The sequence below is a fragment of the Pseudoalteromonas sp. QJM3NY_12 genome, assembly GCF_056173165.1.
This window is the reverse complement of sequence record NZ_CM149661.1, coordinates 2,963,742-2,980,425: the sequence shown is the minus strand read 5'-3', so window position 1 is coordinate 2,980,425 and position 16,684 is coordinate 2,963,742. Positions and strand designations below refer to the sequence as shown.

Below are 16,684 nucleotides of genomic sequence, written 5' to 3'. Positions count from 1 at the left end.
TTAGTTACTTCTTAGGTGCTCTATGTTATTAAAACGAAAAGTATACCTCAGTCTTATTTTGGCTGTTGTTGCTCCTTTAGCAATATCTACTCTAATATTTTCCAATAGTATTCGCTCAAATACAGAAGAAAAGCTAGCCAAAGTAGATTTACCTACTGCGCTTAGTGAAGTGAAAAGCCAAATTGAATTGGAGCTTTCGACCCCCATTGTTGTAGGCAAAGAAATAGCGCAAAACTTATTTGTTCAACAATGGATGAATAATAATGAAGATGCACAAAGCCGTGGAAAATTTATTGATTACCTCAAACATATAAAAAATAAAAACCAAGCCAGTAACGCATTTATTATTTCTAAAAACTCCCGCAACTATTACACCGATGAGGGTATTTCCAGACAGATAGACAGTAGTGATTCTTGGTTTGATGTTTTTTTAGCATCGGATAAGCCATTTGAAGTAGCGCTCGACATAGATAAAGGCAGCTCTGAGGTAATGGTATTTATTAATTATGCCATAGAGCTTGATGGGCAACGTCAAGGAATTGCCGGAATAGGCCGTTCGCTCGATTCTATGGTGGATCTCATAAGCGAATATAGAATAGGTGAGGGCGGTATAGTTTATTTGGCCTCTGGTAGTGGCGAGATTATGTTGCATGGTGATAAAACTAAAATAGGGCAATCAGTTGACTTGGCGCCGATTAAAAATGGGGCAATTCAAAGTAAAGTAATTGATGGTGATGACTATGTTGTTTCAAGTACGCCAGTAAACTCATTAGGCTGGCACTTAGTCGCTGAAATTCCCCAAGAGCAATTATATGGCCCAATTAATAGCGCTATTAGTACTAATATCATTTTTGGTGTAATTATTGCGCTTGTAGGTTTAGCGTTAGCACGCGTGTTGGTAGGGCAAATATTTAGGCCAATCGAAAACATTACTGCAGCAGTGAATGCGTTAACAGAAAAAGATGGCGATTTAACGGCGCGACTTCCTACTGACGATAATAATGAAATTTCCGATTTAGCGATTAAGTTTAATCTGTTTTTAGAGCAGTTACATTATATGTTTAAACAGGTTTCTGAGTCGGCAATTCATGTTAAAGGTATTTCCCAAAATGTACTTGAGCAAGTACAAGGAGCGGCTAATTTAGCTGAGGTACAGTCATCGAGTACACAAACGGTGGCGGCAGCGGTTAATGAGATGGAAGTTACGGTTCAAGATATTTCTGGCAGTGCCAGCAATGCGGCAGATATTGCTACTAAAACCGAAGAGACTACACATAAAGGCGTTGATTTTGTGCAAAGCACAATTAAACAAATGGAGCAGCTGGAAGCATCGATGGCCAATTCTGTGGCCTCAGTGTTAGAGCTCTCGACAGAGATTAAATCAATTTCTCATGTATTGGATGTTATTAAAGGGATTTCTGAGCAAACTAACTTATTGGCGTTAAATGCGGCAATTGAAGCGGCGAGAGCTGGCGAGCAAGGGCGTGGCTTTGCAGTAGTTGCTGATGAAGTGAGAACGCTTGCACAGCGTACTGCGGAGTCTACAGAGCAAATTAATGAGATGATTGCTTCGTTAAATGCTAAAGCTTCAAGCACGGTAACTGCGATTGAATTGGGTAGCAAAAACACCTTAGAAAATGCCGAGCGATTAAAAGAAACAGGCCATACATTAAATGGTATTTCACAGGAAATTGTACTGTTAAGCGAGTTAAATAACTCAGTGGCTACCGCAACGAGAGAGCAAACGTTAGCAACCTCAGAAATTAGCCAAAATATTGTGATGATTTCCGACTCGGCAGAGCAAACCAAAGAAAATATGAAAAAGTCAGAGCAGCTTTGTAGTGGCTTAAATAAAGAGTCGAATATTTTAAGGGATTTACTAGGTAAGTTTACGCTTTAACCGCGGTTTTATAAAAATTAGCAGAGCGGGGATACCATCATAGTTATAGAGCACTTGCCTATAACTATGATGTTTTAACAGCGGTTAATTTTTACGATAAATCTCGTGATTCATTTCGTAAATATTAACGCTTAAGCTATCAGAAGCTCTACAATATGTTTGTAGGCACGCTAGTAACTGCTCACTTAGTTTTTGTTTTTGCTCAATAGAGCGCCCAGCCATAATATGTACTGCAATATGAATAAACCCCTCTTTACCCACACCTAATTGGTAATGTTGATACGCAATAGCACGAGTTTTTATTGTTTCTAAATCAAATAAGCCACTTTCAAATGTTGTTGTGTGGATTTTTTCCACTAGAACCTGAGGCAATAAAGGCAGATCTTCTGAGTGTTCAATAATAATGTGTGGCATTTAGCGTATCCTCTTAAGATTGGTTTGTTTAATTATACCAAACGGGTTTGTACGCGCTAACCCTAGGAAGCTTAATTTTTTAAATTTGGTTTAAGCTGTTACCCTTATGGCAAATATTGATGGTTGATACGTTTTATATCAATTTGTGGTGACTTATACGAAGAGTACACCAGCCAGTTTGCACTCGTAATATAAGTTAAGCCAGAAGTACGGCTAAATGCGCGCTCAGGAAGCTTTATTACATCATGGTGATCTTTTTTTGAGAGGTCGTAATAACTTAATCGGTAATCACCTTGTTTTACATTAAAATAGTAAATACGTGATGTCGCTAAGGTATCGCCTTCAAAAAAATACCACGAATTATGATTTGATAAATTAATATCGCTAACCAGTAGTTGCTCAGTTTGGCTTTTAGGGTCTTTGATCCATAGTTGATTGGTTGCTTGGTTGGCAAAAATTAAAGCGCCTTGCTTGTTTTCATAAGCGTATAGCGTGGGAGCCTCTAAAGCTTGTATAAGCTTATTAGTGCCTAAGTCTAAGCGATACACGTGCTGATCATCAGAAACTAATACGCTTTTACTATCTGCAGCCCAGCTCGGTTTACCATGATCGCTAAAGCCCGTAGGTAATAATCGACTGGTTTGTTTATTAAAGTCATACAGGTATAACGCATGACCACTAGGGTGCGAGGCAATAAAAGCAATATAATCACCATCAGGCGACCATACTGGGTGGTAAATATTGGCATTGAGATTAGTGAGCTGCTTTCGAGAGGTACCGTCTTTTTTTGCGGTCCACAATTCCATTGAGCCCGACTCATTAGAGACAAACGCGAGTTTGTTTCTGGTTTTATTGTAATTAGGAAAGCGGGTACTAAAATGGCTCGATAATACTGGGAAAGGAGAGCTTGCAACCGCATTATTAACCTCTAAACGCATTAAAGCCGAGTCTATATTCCACTGATGAAAATACAAACTGCCATCACTGGCAAATTCTGGGTAGCTTAAGCCATCTATGCGGGCATTAATCATTTGTTGTGTTTTAAGGTTGTAAAAGTACCCTTGGCGTTTACCTTTTTTTACACCAGAAAAAACGAGTTGCGCCTTAGAGGGGTGCCAATCAACGCCTCTCATATCAATAAACCCAGTGGTTAGTTGCTTTACATTACCTGTTTTTATATCGATTAAAAATAATTCTTCAAACCCCGTTGGTAAGTTACGAGATACTACAAGTTGAGTTGCATCTGGGGAGAACACAACCGACTCATCGCTATATTGGCATGCTGAAATACAAGGTATTTGAGTAACTGTGTATGGCGATGAGGTTAAATCAACAAGGTTAAGTTGAGTCAGATTATTTTCATCATCTTCACTAATATAAACCAGTTTAGTGCCTAGGGCATTTATGTCTATATCGGTACTCGCTTTGTTACCACACTTCCCTAAAATAGTGGTATTTCCCGAGGCAATATTTTGCTGAATAACCTCACAGCCTTGACCAGATATACGGCGATAATAATAAATAAAGGTTAAGTCAGAGCTAAATACCGCTCGCCCTTCAATGAATGGGGTGTCGGTAAGTGCTATTGCAGCTTGTTCGGGTAAATGTAAATCACGTAAGTATAAATTTGCTTTATGACCAGGGCGGCGCCAAAAATATGCTAAAAAGTGACTGTCGCTGGATATAGCGGGGAATAGCTCTCGTCCTGGGCTGGTAGTAATGGTTTCAACATGATCGTATAACCGCTCTGCTTGTTGCGATAGCGCAAGTGGCTTATTTTCATCGCTAAAAGCGTTGTAACCCCAGACTCCAGCGAATAACAAGACCACGATAGCTATGGCTACAGCAAAAATATATTTAGGACGAGTAGAGGATGTATTAATACTGTTCTGCGCGTTTGGCATTATTGGCTTTTGCACTAAGCGATAACCTGTTTTACGCAGTGTTTCTATGTAGGTGTTGTCGGGGTCAAGCTCTTTAAAGCTTTTACGAAGGTGCCATATGGCATTAGTGAGTGCTTTTTCACCCACATATTGATTACCATCCCATACGTTTTCGATTAGTTTTTCCCGACTCACCGCATTTGGATAACACGCTACTAAGTAGGTCAGCAGCTCTATAAATTTAGGTTGTAAAATACAGGCTTTATCAGCACAAAACAGCTTATTTTCAAACGCCGATATTTGGCAACTTCCAATTGAAAAAGGCTGTTGAGTATTCATAGTATGTGTATTTAAACCTCTTCCTAGTATGAGTTATTAGCGATGTTTGTACGTGTTGTTTAATGCAAAGTAACACGATAATTAGTTAATATTCAATTTTACAACATTCTAACACAATAAATATAAGTCCATGATTATAAATAAATAGATATTAAATAGATGTAAAATAGGGATATAAACGAGACACCCCTCATTGTGCTTTTATTCACGATTACTTACAACCTGTTATCAGTAAAACAAACCAATTAGTACAAAACAGATTTAATAACTAAAAAGTTAATAAAAAAGCTACTAATGGGATAATAAAAAATGAGGGAAGTCTGTGAGTAAAATATCAACCAAAAAATGCGCTTTAGCATTGGCTATAACAGCAAGCTTATCTGGGCAAGCAATAGCAAATGACGAGGCTATTGCTCGTCAATCAACTGCTAAGGCAAGCGAAGAAGTGGTACAAGAAGTACCAGAGAAAATAACAGTAACAGGCTCGCGTTTAAAGCGTGATAGCTTTTCAGTTACGACTCCGCTGGTTACCATGGACAGAGCATCAATTCAGGATACAGGCTTAGGCAATCTTTCAGATGTATTAATCGATAATATGCCTGCACTGAGCCAAAGTATTGGCAACACAACCAGCCAATCAAGCATTTCGGGAACTGGTTTATCAACAGTCCAGCTTCGTGACTTAGGCGCTAATAGAACGCTGACATTGATTGATGGCCGCCGTGTTGTCTCTAATAGTTACGGTGGTAATTATGTCAGTTTAAATACTATTCCTAGTGGCATGGTAGAACGTGTTGAAATTATTAGTGGTGGTGCGTCGGCCACTTATGGTGCTGATGCGGTTGCTGGTGTAGTTAATATTATTACCCAGTCAAAAAAAGAAGGTTTTGAATTTCAAGCCCGAGGCGGTGAAACAACAGATGGTGGCGGTCGCGAGTTTACGCTTGATTTAAACTACGGAACGTCATTCGCTGATGATCGTGGTTATGTATTTGTTAGCTCAAACTGGGATCGTGATTTTGGTATGACCTTTTACGATCGCGACCGAGCGCAAATAGAAGCGGCGCATAGTTACGATGATGAGCTGATGTGTAATCAAATGTACACTGCTGATGGTTATCAGTGTATGAGCGGTATTACACAAGCTGATTGGGCAAGCAAAAGCGATGGCACTTTAGGCGGTGTATTTTTAGAAAGCAGCCGAAACGACACTCAGTTTTGGTACGACGGTCAAACGCTACGTGATGATTGGAAAGGCAATGAAGAGATATACGGTATCAACTCACAGCAGTACGTTATGCTTGATGTACCTAGTGATAACTTTTCGACCGCAATAAAAGTAGATTATGATGTAACAGACGACATCATGAGTTATTTCCAAATTCAATACAGTAAGAGTGGCTCGTTCAACGATAAGTCACCAGAAGATGAATACGAAGGGGCTTACGTACCTCGCTACGACCCAGTGACAGGGGATCCTATCGATGATATTGCGCCAGGTTATATTCCTATTGATAACCCATATGTGCCACAAGAAATTATTGACAGTAACCCATACAAAGACCGTATTTATTGGGATCGTCGTTTTGGTGAAGTAGGTAATATCAGCACCGATAACGACCGTACGACTATTCGTACCTGGGCTGGCCTGCAAGGTATGATGTTTGATGATACATGGGATTGGGATATTTCTGCCGGATATGGTCAATTTAAACAGCATCAAATCCGCAGTAACGAGCTAAACACGGTACGTGTCAACCAAGCTCTGCAAGCTGAAAAATTAGCCGATGGCACTATTCAGTGTAAAGACGCCGAAGCGCGAGCGCAAGGATGTGTCCCGCTTAATTTATTTGGTGAAGGGTCTATTACCCCTGAAATGGCTGACTGGATCCGTACAAATCCAATTATTGATACTGAGATTCAACAGTATACGGTAATGGGTTATATCACCGGTGATTTATATGAATTACCAGCAGGCAATGTGTCTGCAGTATTTGGTGCAGAGTATCGTAAAGACTCGCAAAGCCTAGATACCAGTGATGATATGAAAGCGGGAGGTATCACGTTTAACGTTGTGCCTTCTTTTTATGGTGAAGTAGAAGTGTATGAGGCGTTTGCAGAGCTTGCAGTGCCACTGCTAAAAGATGCGCCATTTGCTAAAAGTTTGTCGGCAGAAACGTCGCTACGATTAGCAAATTACAGTATTGATAATATCAGCACCGTAGCCAGTTATAAGTTAGGATTATTGTGGCAGCCAATTGATGGATACATGCTACGTGCTAACTATGCGCGTGCACAGCGTGCCCCAACTATTACAGAGCTATTATCGCCCCCTCGCGGCGATTTTGATTCATTTGATGATATTTGTGATGGCTTAACTGCAACATCAACAAACCCAGGGCATGATAACTGCCGTTTAGAGCCAACCTTGGCACAAAAGCTGGCTGATGATCCTAACTTTGAATTTGAAAGTGAAGATAATAACTACTCGCCAAATACAGGTAATCCTAACCTAAAAGAAGAAACTGCGGATACCTATACCTTTGGTATTACTGTTTCACCTGAGTTTTTAGATGGCTTTAACTTAGCGGTGGATTACTACGACATTGCCATTGTTGATGCAATTGATGAAATAAGTAACGAAAACATCATGCGTGAATGTTATGACTCAGAAGCGTCATGGGGTAGTGATAACGAATACTGTAACGATATTACCCGTAACGACGAAGGTAACATTGTAAAAATACTACAGCGTGAATATAACTTAGATGAGTTAACAGCGCGCGGTTACGATGTAGTTGCAACTTACAAATATGACATAGGCAGCTATGGTAACCTGTCATTTAAGCTTGATTACAATCACATTATTGAAAACTCACAAACCTATGAAGGGTTAGATGGTAACAGTGTTACTTCACAGTATGCAGGTTATGGCCGTTCAAAAGATAAAGCAGCTATGTCGATTGTATGGAAAATGGATGACTTACGTATCCGCTGGCGTACGAATTACGTAGGCGCATTTAAAGCAAGCCAAGAAGATGAGAAAGACTACCTTGAGTATGTTGCTGCAAATGATGAGCGCTGTGCTGAGGGCGATGCCGGTTGTATTGCTAACCCTGAGCCACTGGCATACCAAAACTACGGCTCATTTTTAAAGCATAGTTTATCAGCGTCTTACACTATGGCATTGACTGATAAGAGTGACTTACGTGTATTTGGCGGGATTAATAATGTATTTGACGACAAAGGGGCATTTTACCCAAGTGGTCGAGGGAACTTCTATAGCCGTTACGGCGGCGGTGCAGGCCGCTATGTTTATCTAGGTGCACAATATAGCTTTTAATAATTTTTAGCTGTATTTGTTTGCAAAGGCACTCCTTCGGGCGTGCTTTTTTATTGCTTATAAAATTTGTTTTATCGCAGTGAAAGCGTTTAGTATAAGGCATAACTTAATTTTAATATGAACGAAGGACTTGCTATGAAGTATCTCAAAATGGGTAGTCTAATTGCGTGTTTAGCAGGGCTTACAGGGTGTTCTGATGATGTTGCTTCAGTGAGTTTAGGGCTGTTTACCACTAAAGATGTGGTGGTTAACTCACAGCAAGACCCGCTTGTTACAGGGGTTACTTGTCATATTAGTCACATTGAGGCTAATTTAGACTTTTCAGACCCATCAGATATGTCGATTGCTTGTCGCCAAACAGGGCCAATTACCGCAGACCAATTACAGTCTATTGACCGTAGTAAGTCGGGTGAAGTCGTGTTTAAATCATCTAAGAGTATTTTGTTTAAGTCGTTAAAAGTTCGTCGCATTTATGATGCTAAAACCCATACGTTATTGTATTTATCGTACTCAACGAAAGAATCTACGGGCAGTCATCATCACGCGCTTTCTACGGTGCCTTTATACAATACACAAGCATGGCAATGGGCGAAGGGGCAAGAATAGTTTATGTTAACCCTATTTAAATCAAAGCCCTTATTGGCAGAACAAGAACAACAGTGGCTAGCTGATACCTTTATTTGGGCAGCAGAAAACTTTGACCTGAATTTTTTTACTAAGCACAGCCAAATTATTTTGCCAACGGTCGAGTTTTTTCCTGATTCTGTTTCAAGCATTGAAGAAATGGCCAGTAAAGTGTTTGCGCGTGTTAAACACTATGCTGGTATGGATGAGTGGCCTATAACACTTGTTGCACCGCAACAATTACAACCTCAGGTGTTTCCACATTTTGAATTTAGTGAGCATCTACGTGGTGAGCACTGCCATTTAATGGTGCCACCAAGCCATACAATTAATGTGTCGTTTAACCCCAACCAAATCAATCAGCCACAAGATTTAGTAGCTAGCTTTGCAGGTACTCTTGCTACTATTTTAATTCATCATGTAGGCGTATTACCTCCAGGTGGTAAAGAGTTCTTACCTCAAGCAACGGATGCTTTAGCGTGCTTTTTAGGTTTTGGGGTGATGATGAGCAATACCGTGTACCAGTTTAAGGGGGGTTGTGGCTCATGTTACAACCCATATGCCAATCGCGAAGCCACGCTCAGTGAAACCCATACTGTATTTATGCATGCTTTAGTAAGCTACTTTAAGCAAGATAAACACTCTAAAAAACATTTAAAACCGCATTTAAGAGGCCAATTTAAAAAAGCGCAAAAAGAAATAAAAGCGTTGGTTAATCAGTCGGCTAACCCATTGTTGTTGGCTTTTTCGCCAGAGCAAGCCAGTTAATTATGATCTATATTGATGAGTTTTTATTAATTGCCATTGCTCACTTTTTTGCAGTGGCCAGCCCAGGGCCGGACTTTGCTGTGGTACTTAAGCAAAGTGTACAGTACGGCAGGCATAATGCGCTGTGGACCAGTGCAGGTGTAGGCGCAGCTATTTTATTACACATAGCTTATTGTGTGTTGGGAGTCGCGTTGGTGTTAACTCAATCGCCTTCGCTGTTTATGGCACTTAAATATATAGCTGGTGCTTATTTAGCGTATTTAGGTGTGCAGGCGCTACGCGCTGCTAAACCTTCAAACACCTCATCAGAACAGACTGCAAAACCCATCCTTGTACCTGAGTCACCATGGCTTGCGTTTCGCCGTGGTTTTTTTACCAATGCATTAAACCCTAAGGCTACGCTATTTTTTATGTCTTTGTTTACCTTGGTGATTAGCCCTACAACACCAGTAATAGTGCAAGTGGGGTATGGTGTTTATATGGCGCTTGCTACCTGGGCTTGGTTTTCTATTTTGTCGCTATTGTTATCAAAAGCACGGGTGCGAAACTTTTTTCAACAAAGTGGCTATTGGTTCGATCGTGGCATTGGCATTATTTTAATCGCACTGGCTGTGCGAGTTGTTATTTGATAGACCCTAAGGAATAGTATGGCGTTATATAATTTTTCGTTTGGCTCCAATATGTCATCTAATCGTTTATTGGCACGTTTACCTAACGCAAAACGTGTGGGTACGGCGCTTTTAAAAGGCTATAAGTTAACCTTTAATATGGCCTTTGCTGATGGTTCAGGTAAATGCACTATTGTGCCCACCAACGAACCCGATGCAGTTGTATATGGGGTGGTGTATCAGCTTAATGAGGCCGAAAAAGAGATCTTAGATAAAATTGAAGGCCCTAATTACGACTGTGTTGATTTAACCGTGAGCCTTTTAGATGACGATGACATTAATGTGCACTGCTACATAGCAAACACACATGACGACACACTGCTACCTTATGACTGGTACGTGCAGCATGTATATCGTGGTGCGCTTGAGGCCGGTGTGCCAGAGCATTATAGTCAACGTATTTTAGCTTATCCTAGTAAGCAAGATACGAATAAAGCGCGCGCCGACATAGAATTTGCGGTTCATCAAGATTAAACAAAAATAATAACCTAAGGTAACACTATGAAACTAACAAAATTAGCCACAGCCGCATTATTGGTTGGCTGGACGTTCACGAGCTCTGCAGCGGTTGATACCGATAAAATTTCAGAGGTGCTCAACGCTTCAATGACGCGTTTTGATGTACCCGGAATGGCCGTTGCTATTGTTGAAAATGACAAAGTAGTATTTGCTAAAGGCTTTGGTGTTGCCAACCTCAATACTAATAGCAAGGTGAATAAAGACACTTTATTTGGCATTGCTTCAAATACCAAGGCATTTACCAGTGCAGCACTGGCTAAGCTGGTGGATGAAGGCAAATTAAGCTGGGATGATCGCGTAATTGATCACCTACCCGAATTTAGATTGCATGACCCATACGTTACCCGTGAAATGCGAATTCGCGATTTGCTAAGCCATCGCAGTGGGTTAGGGCTTGGTCAAGGCGATTTAATGATTTGGCCAAGTACTGATAAATCGGTAGCCGATATTTTATCGGGGCTGAAATATTTAAAACCTGCGAGCAGTTTTCGTAGCCAATATGCTTACAACAATCTAATGTTTGTTACCGCTGGTGAAGTTGTTGCCCGTATATCGGGGATGAGCTGGAACGACTACATTGAAAAAAATATTTTACAGCCGCTAAATATGAGCAACTCACGCGCTGGCTTTTCGCGTATCGCTAAAAATAACAAAAACTGGGCAATTGGGCACATCCCAATGGACGGTAAATTGCATCCCTTTTTTGTTAATTACCTTGAAGATTTTAGAGGGGCAGGAGCCATTGCATCAAGCGTAAATGATATGAGCCAATGGCTTCGTACTCAACTTGCTGGTGGCAAAATGCCTAATGGCGAACAGCTATTTAGTGAAAAACAACAAGCACAAATGTGGCACCCACATATTACCTCACTGGCATCTAAAAGTGCCTATGAAGCGTACCATCAGCAATTTAGAGGTTATGGATTAGGCTGGAGTATAGAGGATTACCACGGCCTTAAGAAGCTGGCACATGGTGGTGGCATTTTAGGTATGGTCTCGCAGGTTACTCTTTTGCCAGAGAAAAATGTGGGAATTGTGATATTAAGCAACCAACAAGCGTTTTCTGCATTATCGGCGGTGACTCATGAAGTACTTGAAGATGTACTAGAGCTTGAAGATAAAGACTGGGTTGAAGATTTAGCTAAAAAGCACTTTGCAGGTAAAGAAAAAGCCTATGCTAACGCCGCTCCAAAAGCGCCAACAGATATTCAACCGCAATTGCCTAATATAAACTACACCGGTACATTAAATGATGATTGGTATGGCGATGTAATAATTGAAGAGTTAGATGGTAAGTTACGCATTGATTTTACCCATACAAAGCGCCTCAAAGGTGAGTTGGAGCATTACACAGGTAATACCTTTATTGTTAAATGGGATGAAAAGCTATTAGAGGCAGATGCCTTTATTCGTTTTTCTATGAGTGCAGATAACCGTGTAGAATCGGCGAAAATGAAGGCAGTTTCAACGCAGGTGACCGATTTTAGCTTTGATTTTAGAAATCTTGACTTAAAAGCTAAATAACCAGAACCTTGGTTAAATAGTCGTTTAGTATCAACCAAAGTCGCAAAGCCACCCTCAGGTGGCTTTGTTATACTCGTTAAGCAACTTATTTTTGGAGTTAGCTATGCGCACTGCGATTATTTCTCACCCCCACTGCCGTAAACATAAAATGATTGACGATCATCCAGAGTGCCCTGAGCGTTTGGATGCGATAAACGACCGTCTACTTGCAAGTGGGCTGGATGTCGCTATCGAGCAGAAACAAGCACCTAAGGCCTCGCGTGAGCACTATTTATTGGCGCATAGTGAACAACACATCAAGCATGTAGAAAGTATGATCCCAACCGAAGGGCTTAGCGATTTGGACGGCGATACCTGGTTATGCCCCGATTCATTGAAAGCAATTGAGCGTGCAGTAGGTGCAGGGTTACTCGCTGTTGATGAGGTTTTAGAGGGTAAATTGGATGCTGCATTTTGCTCAGTGCGCCCGCCAGGGCATCACGCTAACCGAGATAGCTCTTCTGGTTTTTGTGTGTTTAACAACCTTGCGATTGCGGTTAAATATGCACAAAGCAAAGGGGTGAAACGCATTGCCATTATCGATTTTGACGTACACCATGGCAATGGCACGCAAGATATTTTTATGGATGATGAAAATGTGTTGCTGTGCTCGTTATTTCAATATCCATTTTATCCAAATACCGCCATTAAAAATAACGCCACGTTGGTAAATTCACCTTTGCCTATTGCTAGTGATGGTACTGATTTAAAAGCGCTTTATGAGCAGCAGTGGCTACCCAAATTAACTGAATTTAAGCCTGAGCTACTTTTTATAAGCGCAGGATTTGATGCGCACCTTGAAGATGATATGGCCAGTTTAAAGTTTGTTGAAAGTGATTATATATGGCTTACTGAGCAATTAGCGCAATTTAGCCAACAAAATGATTGCTTAGGAATTATCTCTTACCTAGAGGGAGGATACTCACTGTCTGCCCTCGGGCGCAGCGCGATTGCACACGTTAAAGCCTTAGTTGATTTCGGCGAGTAACCTAAATGCCTGATCAGGAGTAAGCTGCTCTATTTTACTGAGGCAACATTGTCCTTCTTTTGCTAAATATTCCTTTACCAATTGCGCTAATTGTATTGCACTGAGTGCATTATGCGCATCGCCATTTAAACCTTGATAGCCACTTACCTTATCTAAAATAACCACGTTTTTCTGCTCATTAACGTCCATAGTATAAATAAAATCATGTAACTCATCTGCATGCTCTAATAGCTCAATCTCATTATTATAAATAATAATTAATGGGTAACTGATGCTCATATATTGTCCTAAATCAAATTGTCATTTACTGAATAATTTATAATCGTGCATTGGTTTAATTTTGGAAGTAAAAGCAATGCCCCACACTAGCCGCTATCAAAAAGTATGCGATGTTTTTACCAATAAGGTGATCGCCTGTACCAAGGATACCCCTTTAATTGAAGCGGTGAAACTAATGCGTGTGCACAATGTTAGCGCTATTTTTGTTAAACATCAGCAGCAAATAGTGGGGGTGTGGACTGAAACTGATTGCTTAACGCTTAACTTTTCTGATCAGACACTTAGACAAGTAATGATTGAAAAGGTAATGTCGAGCCCGATATTGAGTGTACCCAGCCAGCAATTATTAACCGATACCGCCATGGTGTTTAATAAGCATGGCGTAAGACACTTACTGGTAACCGATGCGAATGATAACCCAAGCGGGGTGATCAGTATTACTGATATTGTGAGTAATCAAGGATTAGAGCATTACCTGCAATTTAGACCGATAAACGAGCAATATAATAAAAATATTAGGGTAGTCCCCAGCTCATTAGCAATTAATGACGCGGTTAACTTAATGCGCGAATACGCTGAAAAAGTGATTTTAGTCTTTAATGAAGATGAAAACATCCATGGCATTATTACCCAGCGAGATTTACTCAAACTGATCACCGAGCAGCATAACCACCTTATTTGTTGGGATTTGGCGAGCCGTCCTCTTTATAAAATAAGCCCACAAGACAGCCTTTTTGATGCTTACAGGTTGATGTCTGAAAGTAGCATTCGGCATTTAGTGGTGAGCGAAAATAATCAAATTAACGGCGTATTATCACTTGAAAACTTAATTAATGAAATTGAAACCGCTTATTGTTGTGAGCTTGAAAAGGTACTTCAGCAGCGTGATATTGCACTGCAGCACTCACAGCGTAATTTATTTTTAGCCAATAAAATTATCGACTCCTCCCTAGATGGCATCATGATCACCGACTCGAATGGGGTGATTATGCAAGTAAATCCTGCATTTACTCATTTAACCGGCTACAAAGAATATGAGGTGATAGGAAAGCGGCCTAATATGTTGAGTTCAGGACGTCATGATAAAAACTTTTATATAAAAATGTGGGATTCACTGACTAAAACAGGCGTATGGCAGGGGGAAATTCATAACCGTAAAAAATCTGGCGATATTTATATTGAGTGGCTCAGTATTATAGAAATAAAAGAGCCAAGTCATAGTGATGTTACTTATGCCGCTATTTTTAGTGACATAACAGAGCGAAAGAGTGCAGAAGAAAAAGTAGTGCAGCTAGCATATTTTGATGAACTAACCGGTTTACCTAATCGGCGCTTATTTAACGATAGGCTCTCTATGGCACTGGCCTCTGCTCACAGAGATAAACAAATGCTAGCGGTAATGTTTATTGACCTTGACCGTTTTAAAGAGGTAAATGACAGCTTGGGCCATAACGCCGGTGATACCTTATTAAAATTAGTCTCTGAGCGCATTATTAACACCCTTAATGAGGGGGATACACTGGCACGATTAGGGGGAGATGAGTTTATTGTTTTGTGTGAGGTTGAAAGCGTAGCAGCTGTTATCAGACTTGCAGAGGGTATTTTAAATCACTTAAATACCCCCTTTAAATTGGAAGGATTTGAAGTGGGTGTTACCGCCTCTATAGGTGCAGCGGTTTATCCAGATGATGGCTTAGACAGTGAAACATTATTAAAGCATGCTGATATTGCCATGTATCGCTCAAAAGATGTGGGGCGTAATTCGTTTCAGTTGTTTCAACCCTCAATGAATGCCCGCTCCCTTGAGCGCTTAGCGATGATGAGCCGCTTTCAACATGCGCTTGAAAATGATGAGTTTGAGCTTTATTTTCAGCCTAAACAGTGTTTAAAAACAGGTGCGATTATGGGGGCTGAAGCACTACTGCGTTGGCAAGACCCTGATTTAGGCACTATTTCGCCAGCGCAGTTTATTCCGCTTGCTGAAGAGTTAGGTTTAGTTGTGCGTCTCGATTTATGGGTTATTAACCAAGCCGGTAAGGAGTTAACTCTTTGGCAAGCACAAGGAATGATCCCCGGACGTTTAGCGATTAATGTATCTGCTTGTCACCTAAGCCAAGGTAAGTTAGCTGATAACATTAAGGCCATGCTTACTCGCTATCAATTACCTGGGAGTTTACTTGAAATAGAGCTGACCGAAAGTAGCTTTATAGGTTCTTTTTCACAGGCAAAAGAACAGTTACAACAGCTTAAAACATTAGGTGTACATATTGCGCTTGATGATTTTGGCACGGGGTATTCGGCATTAAGCTATTTAACCAAACTGCCCTTTAACACGTTAAAAATTGATGCCAGTTTTATTGCTAAAATTCCCGATGAATACGGCAATAGCCAAATTGTAGCGGCTATTATAGCCATGGCGACAAGTTTAGGGTTAGATGTGGTTGCTGAGGGAGTTGAGCATGCCTCGCAAGAGACACACTTAGCAACAATAGGCTGCAATATTATTCAGGGTTACCATTATTGCTATCCATTAACACGACAGCAATGGATAGCATTTTATAACCAAGCAGCAAAAGGTTATTCTGAGTCTACGCTCACTTCATAAGAGGTGAATTTTCGAATATTAATCACACCGCTATCAAAAATTAAGTACTGACCTTTTATACCTTGTAAAATACCGCTAACAATAGGGTTTTTATCAAAGTTAAATGAGCTAATTTTAGTTGGGTATTCACTAACTGGAAAATCAAGGTTTACTACGTCTTCATCAAGTTGTTCAATGGCGGTTGCGCCAAACAGCTCACTCAGCTCTGTGAGCTTTTCGCTTATTTGTGGAATAAGTTCAGCGGCTGCTGCTTTTAAATCAAGCGCGTCGTTTTGTCCTTTAAGCATATTACGCCAATTGGTTTTATCAGCAATAAACTGTGCCAGCGCTACTTCAACTAAGCCCGATTGCAAACGAGTCTGCACTTTAAAAATAGGTAAGGCTTGGGTTGCCCCTTGGTCAATCCAACGGGTAGGAATTTGTGTATGGCGAGTAATACCTACTTTTAATCCTGAGGTATTTGCTAGGTAAACATAATGCGGGATCATGCAATTTTCTTCGCCCCACTCTGGCTCGCGACAGGTGCCTTGGTCGTAATGGCAGGTTTCAGGTTTCATGATACACATATCGCAACTGGCAAGTTTGCGCATACACACAAAGCAGTGCCCTTGAGAGTAACTCTTTTTGGTTTTTTTACCACAGTTAGAGCACAAAATTGTGCCACTAAAAGTAAGGGTTAGCTGTTTGCCTATTAAGGCATTTAAATCAACCAGCTGCTCACCTACAGGTAGGTGATATTGAACTGGCTCTGTTAAGCTCGACTTTAATTTACGCAGTGTACCTTGCATCTT

General features: G+C 40.6%; 13 protein-coding genes. 9 read left to right on the top strand and 4 right to left on the bottom strand.

The features are described 5' to 3' along the window. Positions 1–22: 22 nt before the first annotated feature. Positions 23–1,900, top strand: coding sequence for a methyl-accepting chemotaxis protein (locus AC0VZ5_RS13910; protein WP_475473318.1), 1,878 nt, complete (start codon positions 23–25; stop codon positions 1,898–1,900). Between the two features lie 84 nt (positions 1,901–1,984). On the opposite strand, the gene AC0VZ5_RS13905 is transcribed toward AC0VZ5_RS13910, so the two are convergent. Both AC0VZ5_RS13905 and AC0VZ5_RS13900 read right to left on the bottom strand, forming a co-directional pair. Continuing rightward, on the bottom strand, positions 1,985–2,314 hold the full coding sequence (locus tag AC0VZ5_RS13905; RefSeq protein WP_008114843.1) for a 5-carboxymethyl-2-hydroxymuconate Delta-isomerase: 330 nt from the start codon (positions 2,312–2,314) through the stop codon (positions 1,985–1,987). Positions 2,315–2,418: 104 nt separating this feature from the next. Next, a complete protein-coding gene (locus tag AC0VZ5_RS13900; RefSeq protein ID WP_475473316.1) occupies positions 2,419–4,536 on the bottom strand; it encodes a winged helix-turn-helix domain-containing protein in 2,118 nt (705 codons plus the stop codon). 322 nt (positions 4,537–4,858) lie between these two features. On the opposite strand from AC0VZ5_RS13900, the gene AC0VZ5_RS13895 reads away from it, so the two are divergent. The 7 genes from AC0VZ5_RS13895 to AC0VZ5_RS13865 all read left to right on the top strand — a co-directional run bounded on the left by AC0VZ5_RS13895 (position 4,859) and on the right by AC0VZ5_RS13865 (position 13,009). Then, positions 4,859–7,879 (top strand): TonB-dependent receptor domain-containing protein, encoded by a 3,021-nt coding sequence (locus AC0VZ5_RS13895; protein WP_475473315.1) that lies wholly within the window; start codon positions 4,859–4,861, stop codon positions 7,877–7,879. A 135-nt stretch (positions 7,880–8,014) separates the two neighbouring features. Next, a complete protein-coding gene (locus AC0VZ5_RS13890; RefSeq protein WP_041708852.1) occupies positions 8,015–8,485 on the top strand; it encodes a CreA family protein in 471 nt (156 codons plus the stop codon). Positions 8,486–8,488: 3 nt separating this feature from the next. After that, positions 8,489–9,271 (top strand): hypothetical protein, encoded by a 783-nt coding sequence (locus tag AC0VZ5_RS13885; RefSeq protein ID WP_475473313.1) that lies wholly within the window; start codon positions 8,489–8,491, stop codon positions 9,269–9,271. Between the two features lie 2 nt (positions 9,272–9,273). Continuing rightward, a complete protein-coding gene (locus tag AC0VZ5_RS13880) occupies positions 9,274–9,900 on the top strand; it encodes a LysE family translocator (RefSeq protein ID WP_138571290.1) in 627 nt (208 codons plus the stop codon). Positions 9,901–9,918: 18 nt separating this feature from the next. After that, the gene (locus AC0VZ5_RS13875) at positions 9,919–10,413 is read left to right on the top strand and encodes a gamma-glutamylcyclotransferase family protein (RefSeq protein WP_010391767.1); all 495 of its coding nucleotides are present in this window, start codon (positions 9,919–9,921) and stop codon (positions 10,411–10,413) included. A 27-nt stretch (positions 10,414–10,440) separates the two neighbouring features. Then, positions 10,441–11,982, top strand: coding sequence for a serine hydrolase (locus AC0VZ5_RS13870; RefSeq protein ID WP_475473310.1), 1,542 nt, complete (start codon positions 10,441–10,443; stop codon positions 11,980–11,982). A gap of 103 nt (positions 11,983–12,085) precedes the next feature. Then, positions 12,086–13,009: a histone deacetylase family protein gene (locus tag AC0VZ5_RS13865; protein ID WP_138594725.1), complete on the top strand. Its 924-nt coding sequence runs from the start codon at positions 12,086–12,088 to the stop codon at positions 13,007–13,009. Here AC0VZ5_RS13865 and AC0VZ5_RS13860 read toward each other — a convergent pair. Continuing rightward, positions 12,989–13,288 carry a DUF4144 family protein gene (locus tag AC0VZ5_RS13860; protein WP_109874077.1) on the bottom strand — a complete coding sequence of 100 codons (300 nt, stop codon included), beginning with the start codon at positions 13,286–13,288 and terminating at the stop codon, positions 12,989–12,991. The two genes, AC0VZ5_RS13865 and AC0VZ5_RS13860, sit on opposite strands and share 21 nt — an antisense overlap. Positions 13,289–13,364: 76 nt before the next feature. Here AC0VZ5_RS13860 and AC0VZ5_RS13855 point away from each other — a divergent pair, with 76 nt between their 5' ends. Further along, positions 13,365–15,893 carry an EAL domain-containing protein gene (locus tag AC0VZ5_RS13855; RefSeq protein WP_475473307.1) on the top strand — a complete coding sequence of 843 codons (2,529 nt, stop codon included), beginning with the start codon at positions 13,365–13,367 and terminating at the stop codon, positions 15,891–15,893. Here AC0VZ5_RS13855 and AC0VZ5_RS13850 read toward each other — a convergent pair. Then, positions 15,866–16,681 (bottom strand): DUF2797 domain-containing protein, encoded by an 816-nt coding sequence (locus AC0VZ5_RS13850; RefSeq protein WP_464711044.1) that lies wholly within the window; start codon positions 16,679–16,681, stop codon positions 15,866–15,868. The genes AC0VZ5_RS13855 and AC0VZ5_RS13850 overlap by 28 nt on opposite strands. Positions 16,682–16,684 lie beyond the last annotated feature (3 nt).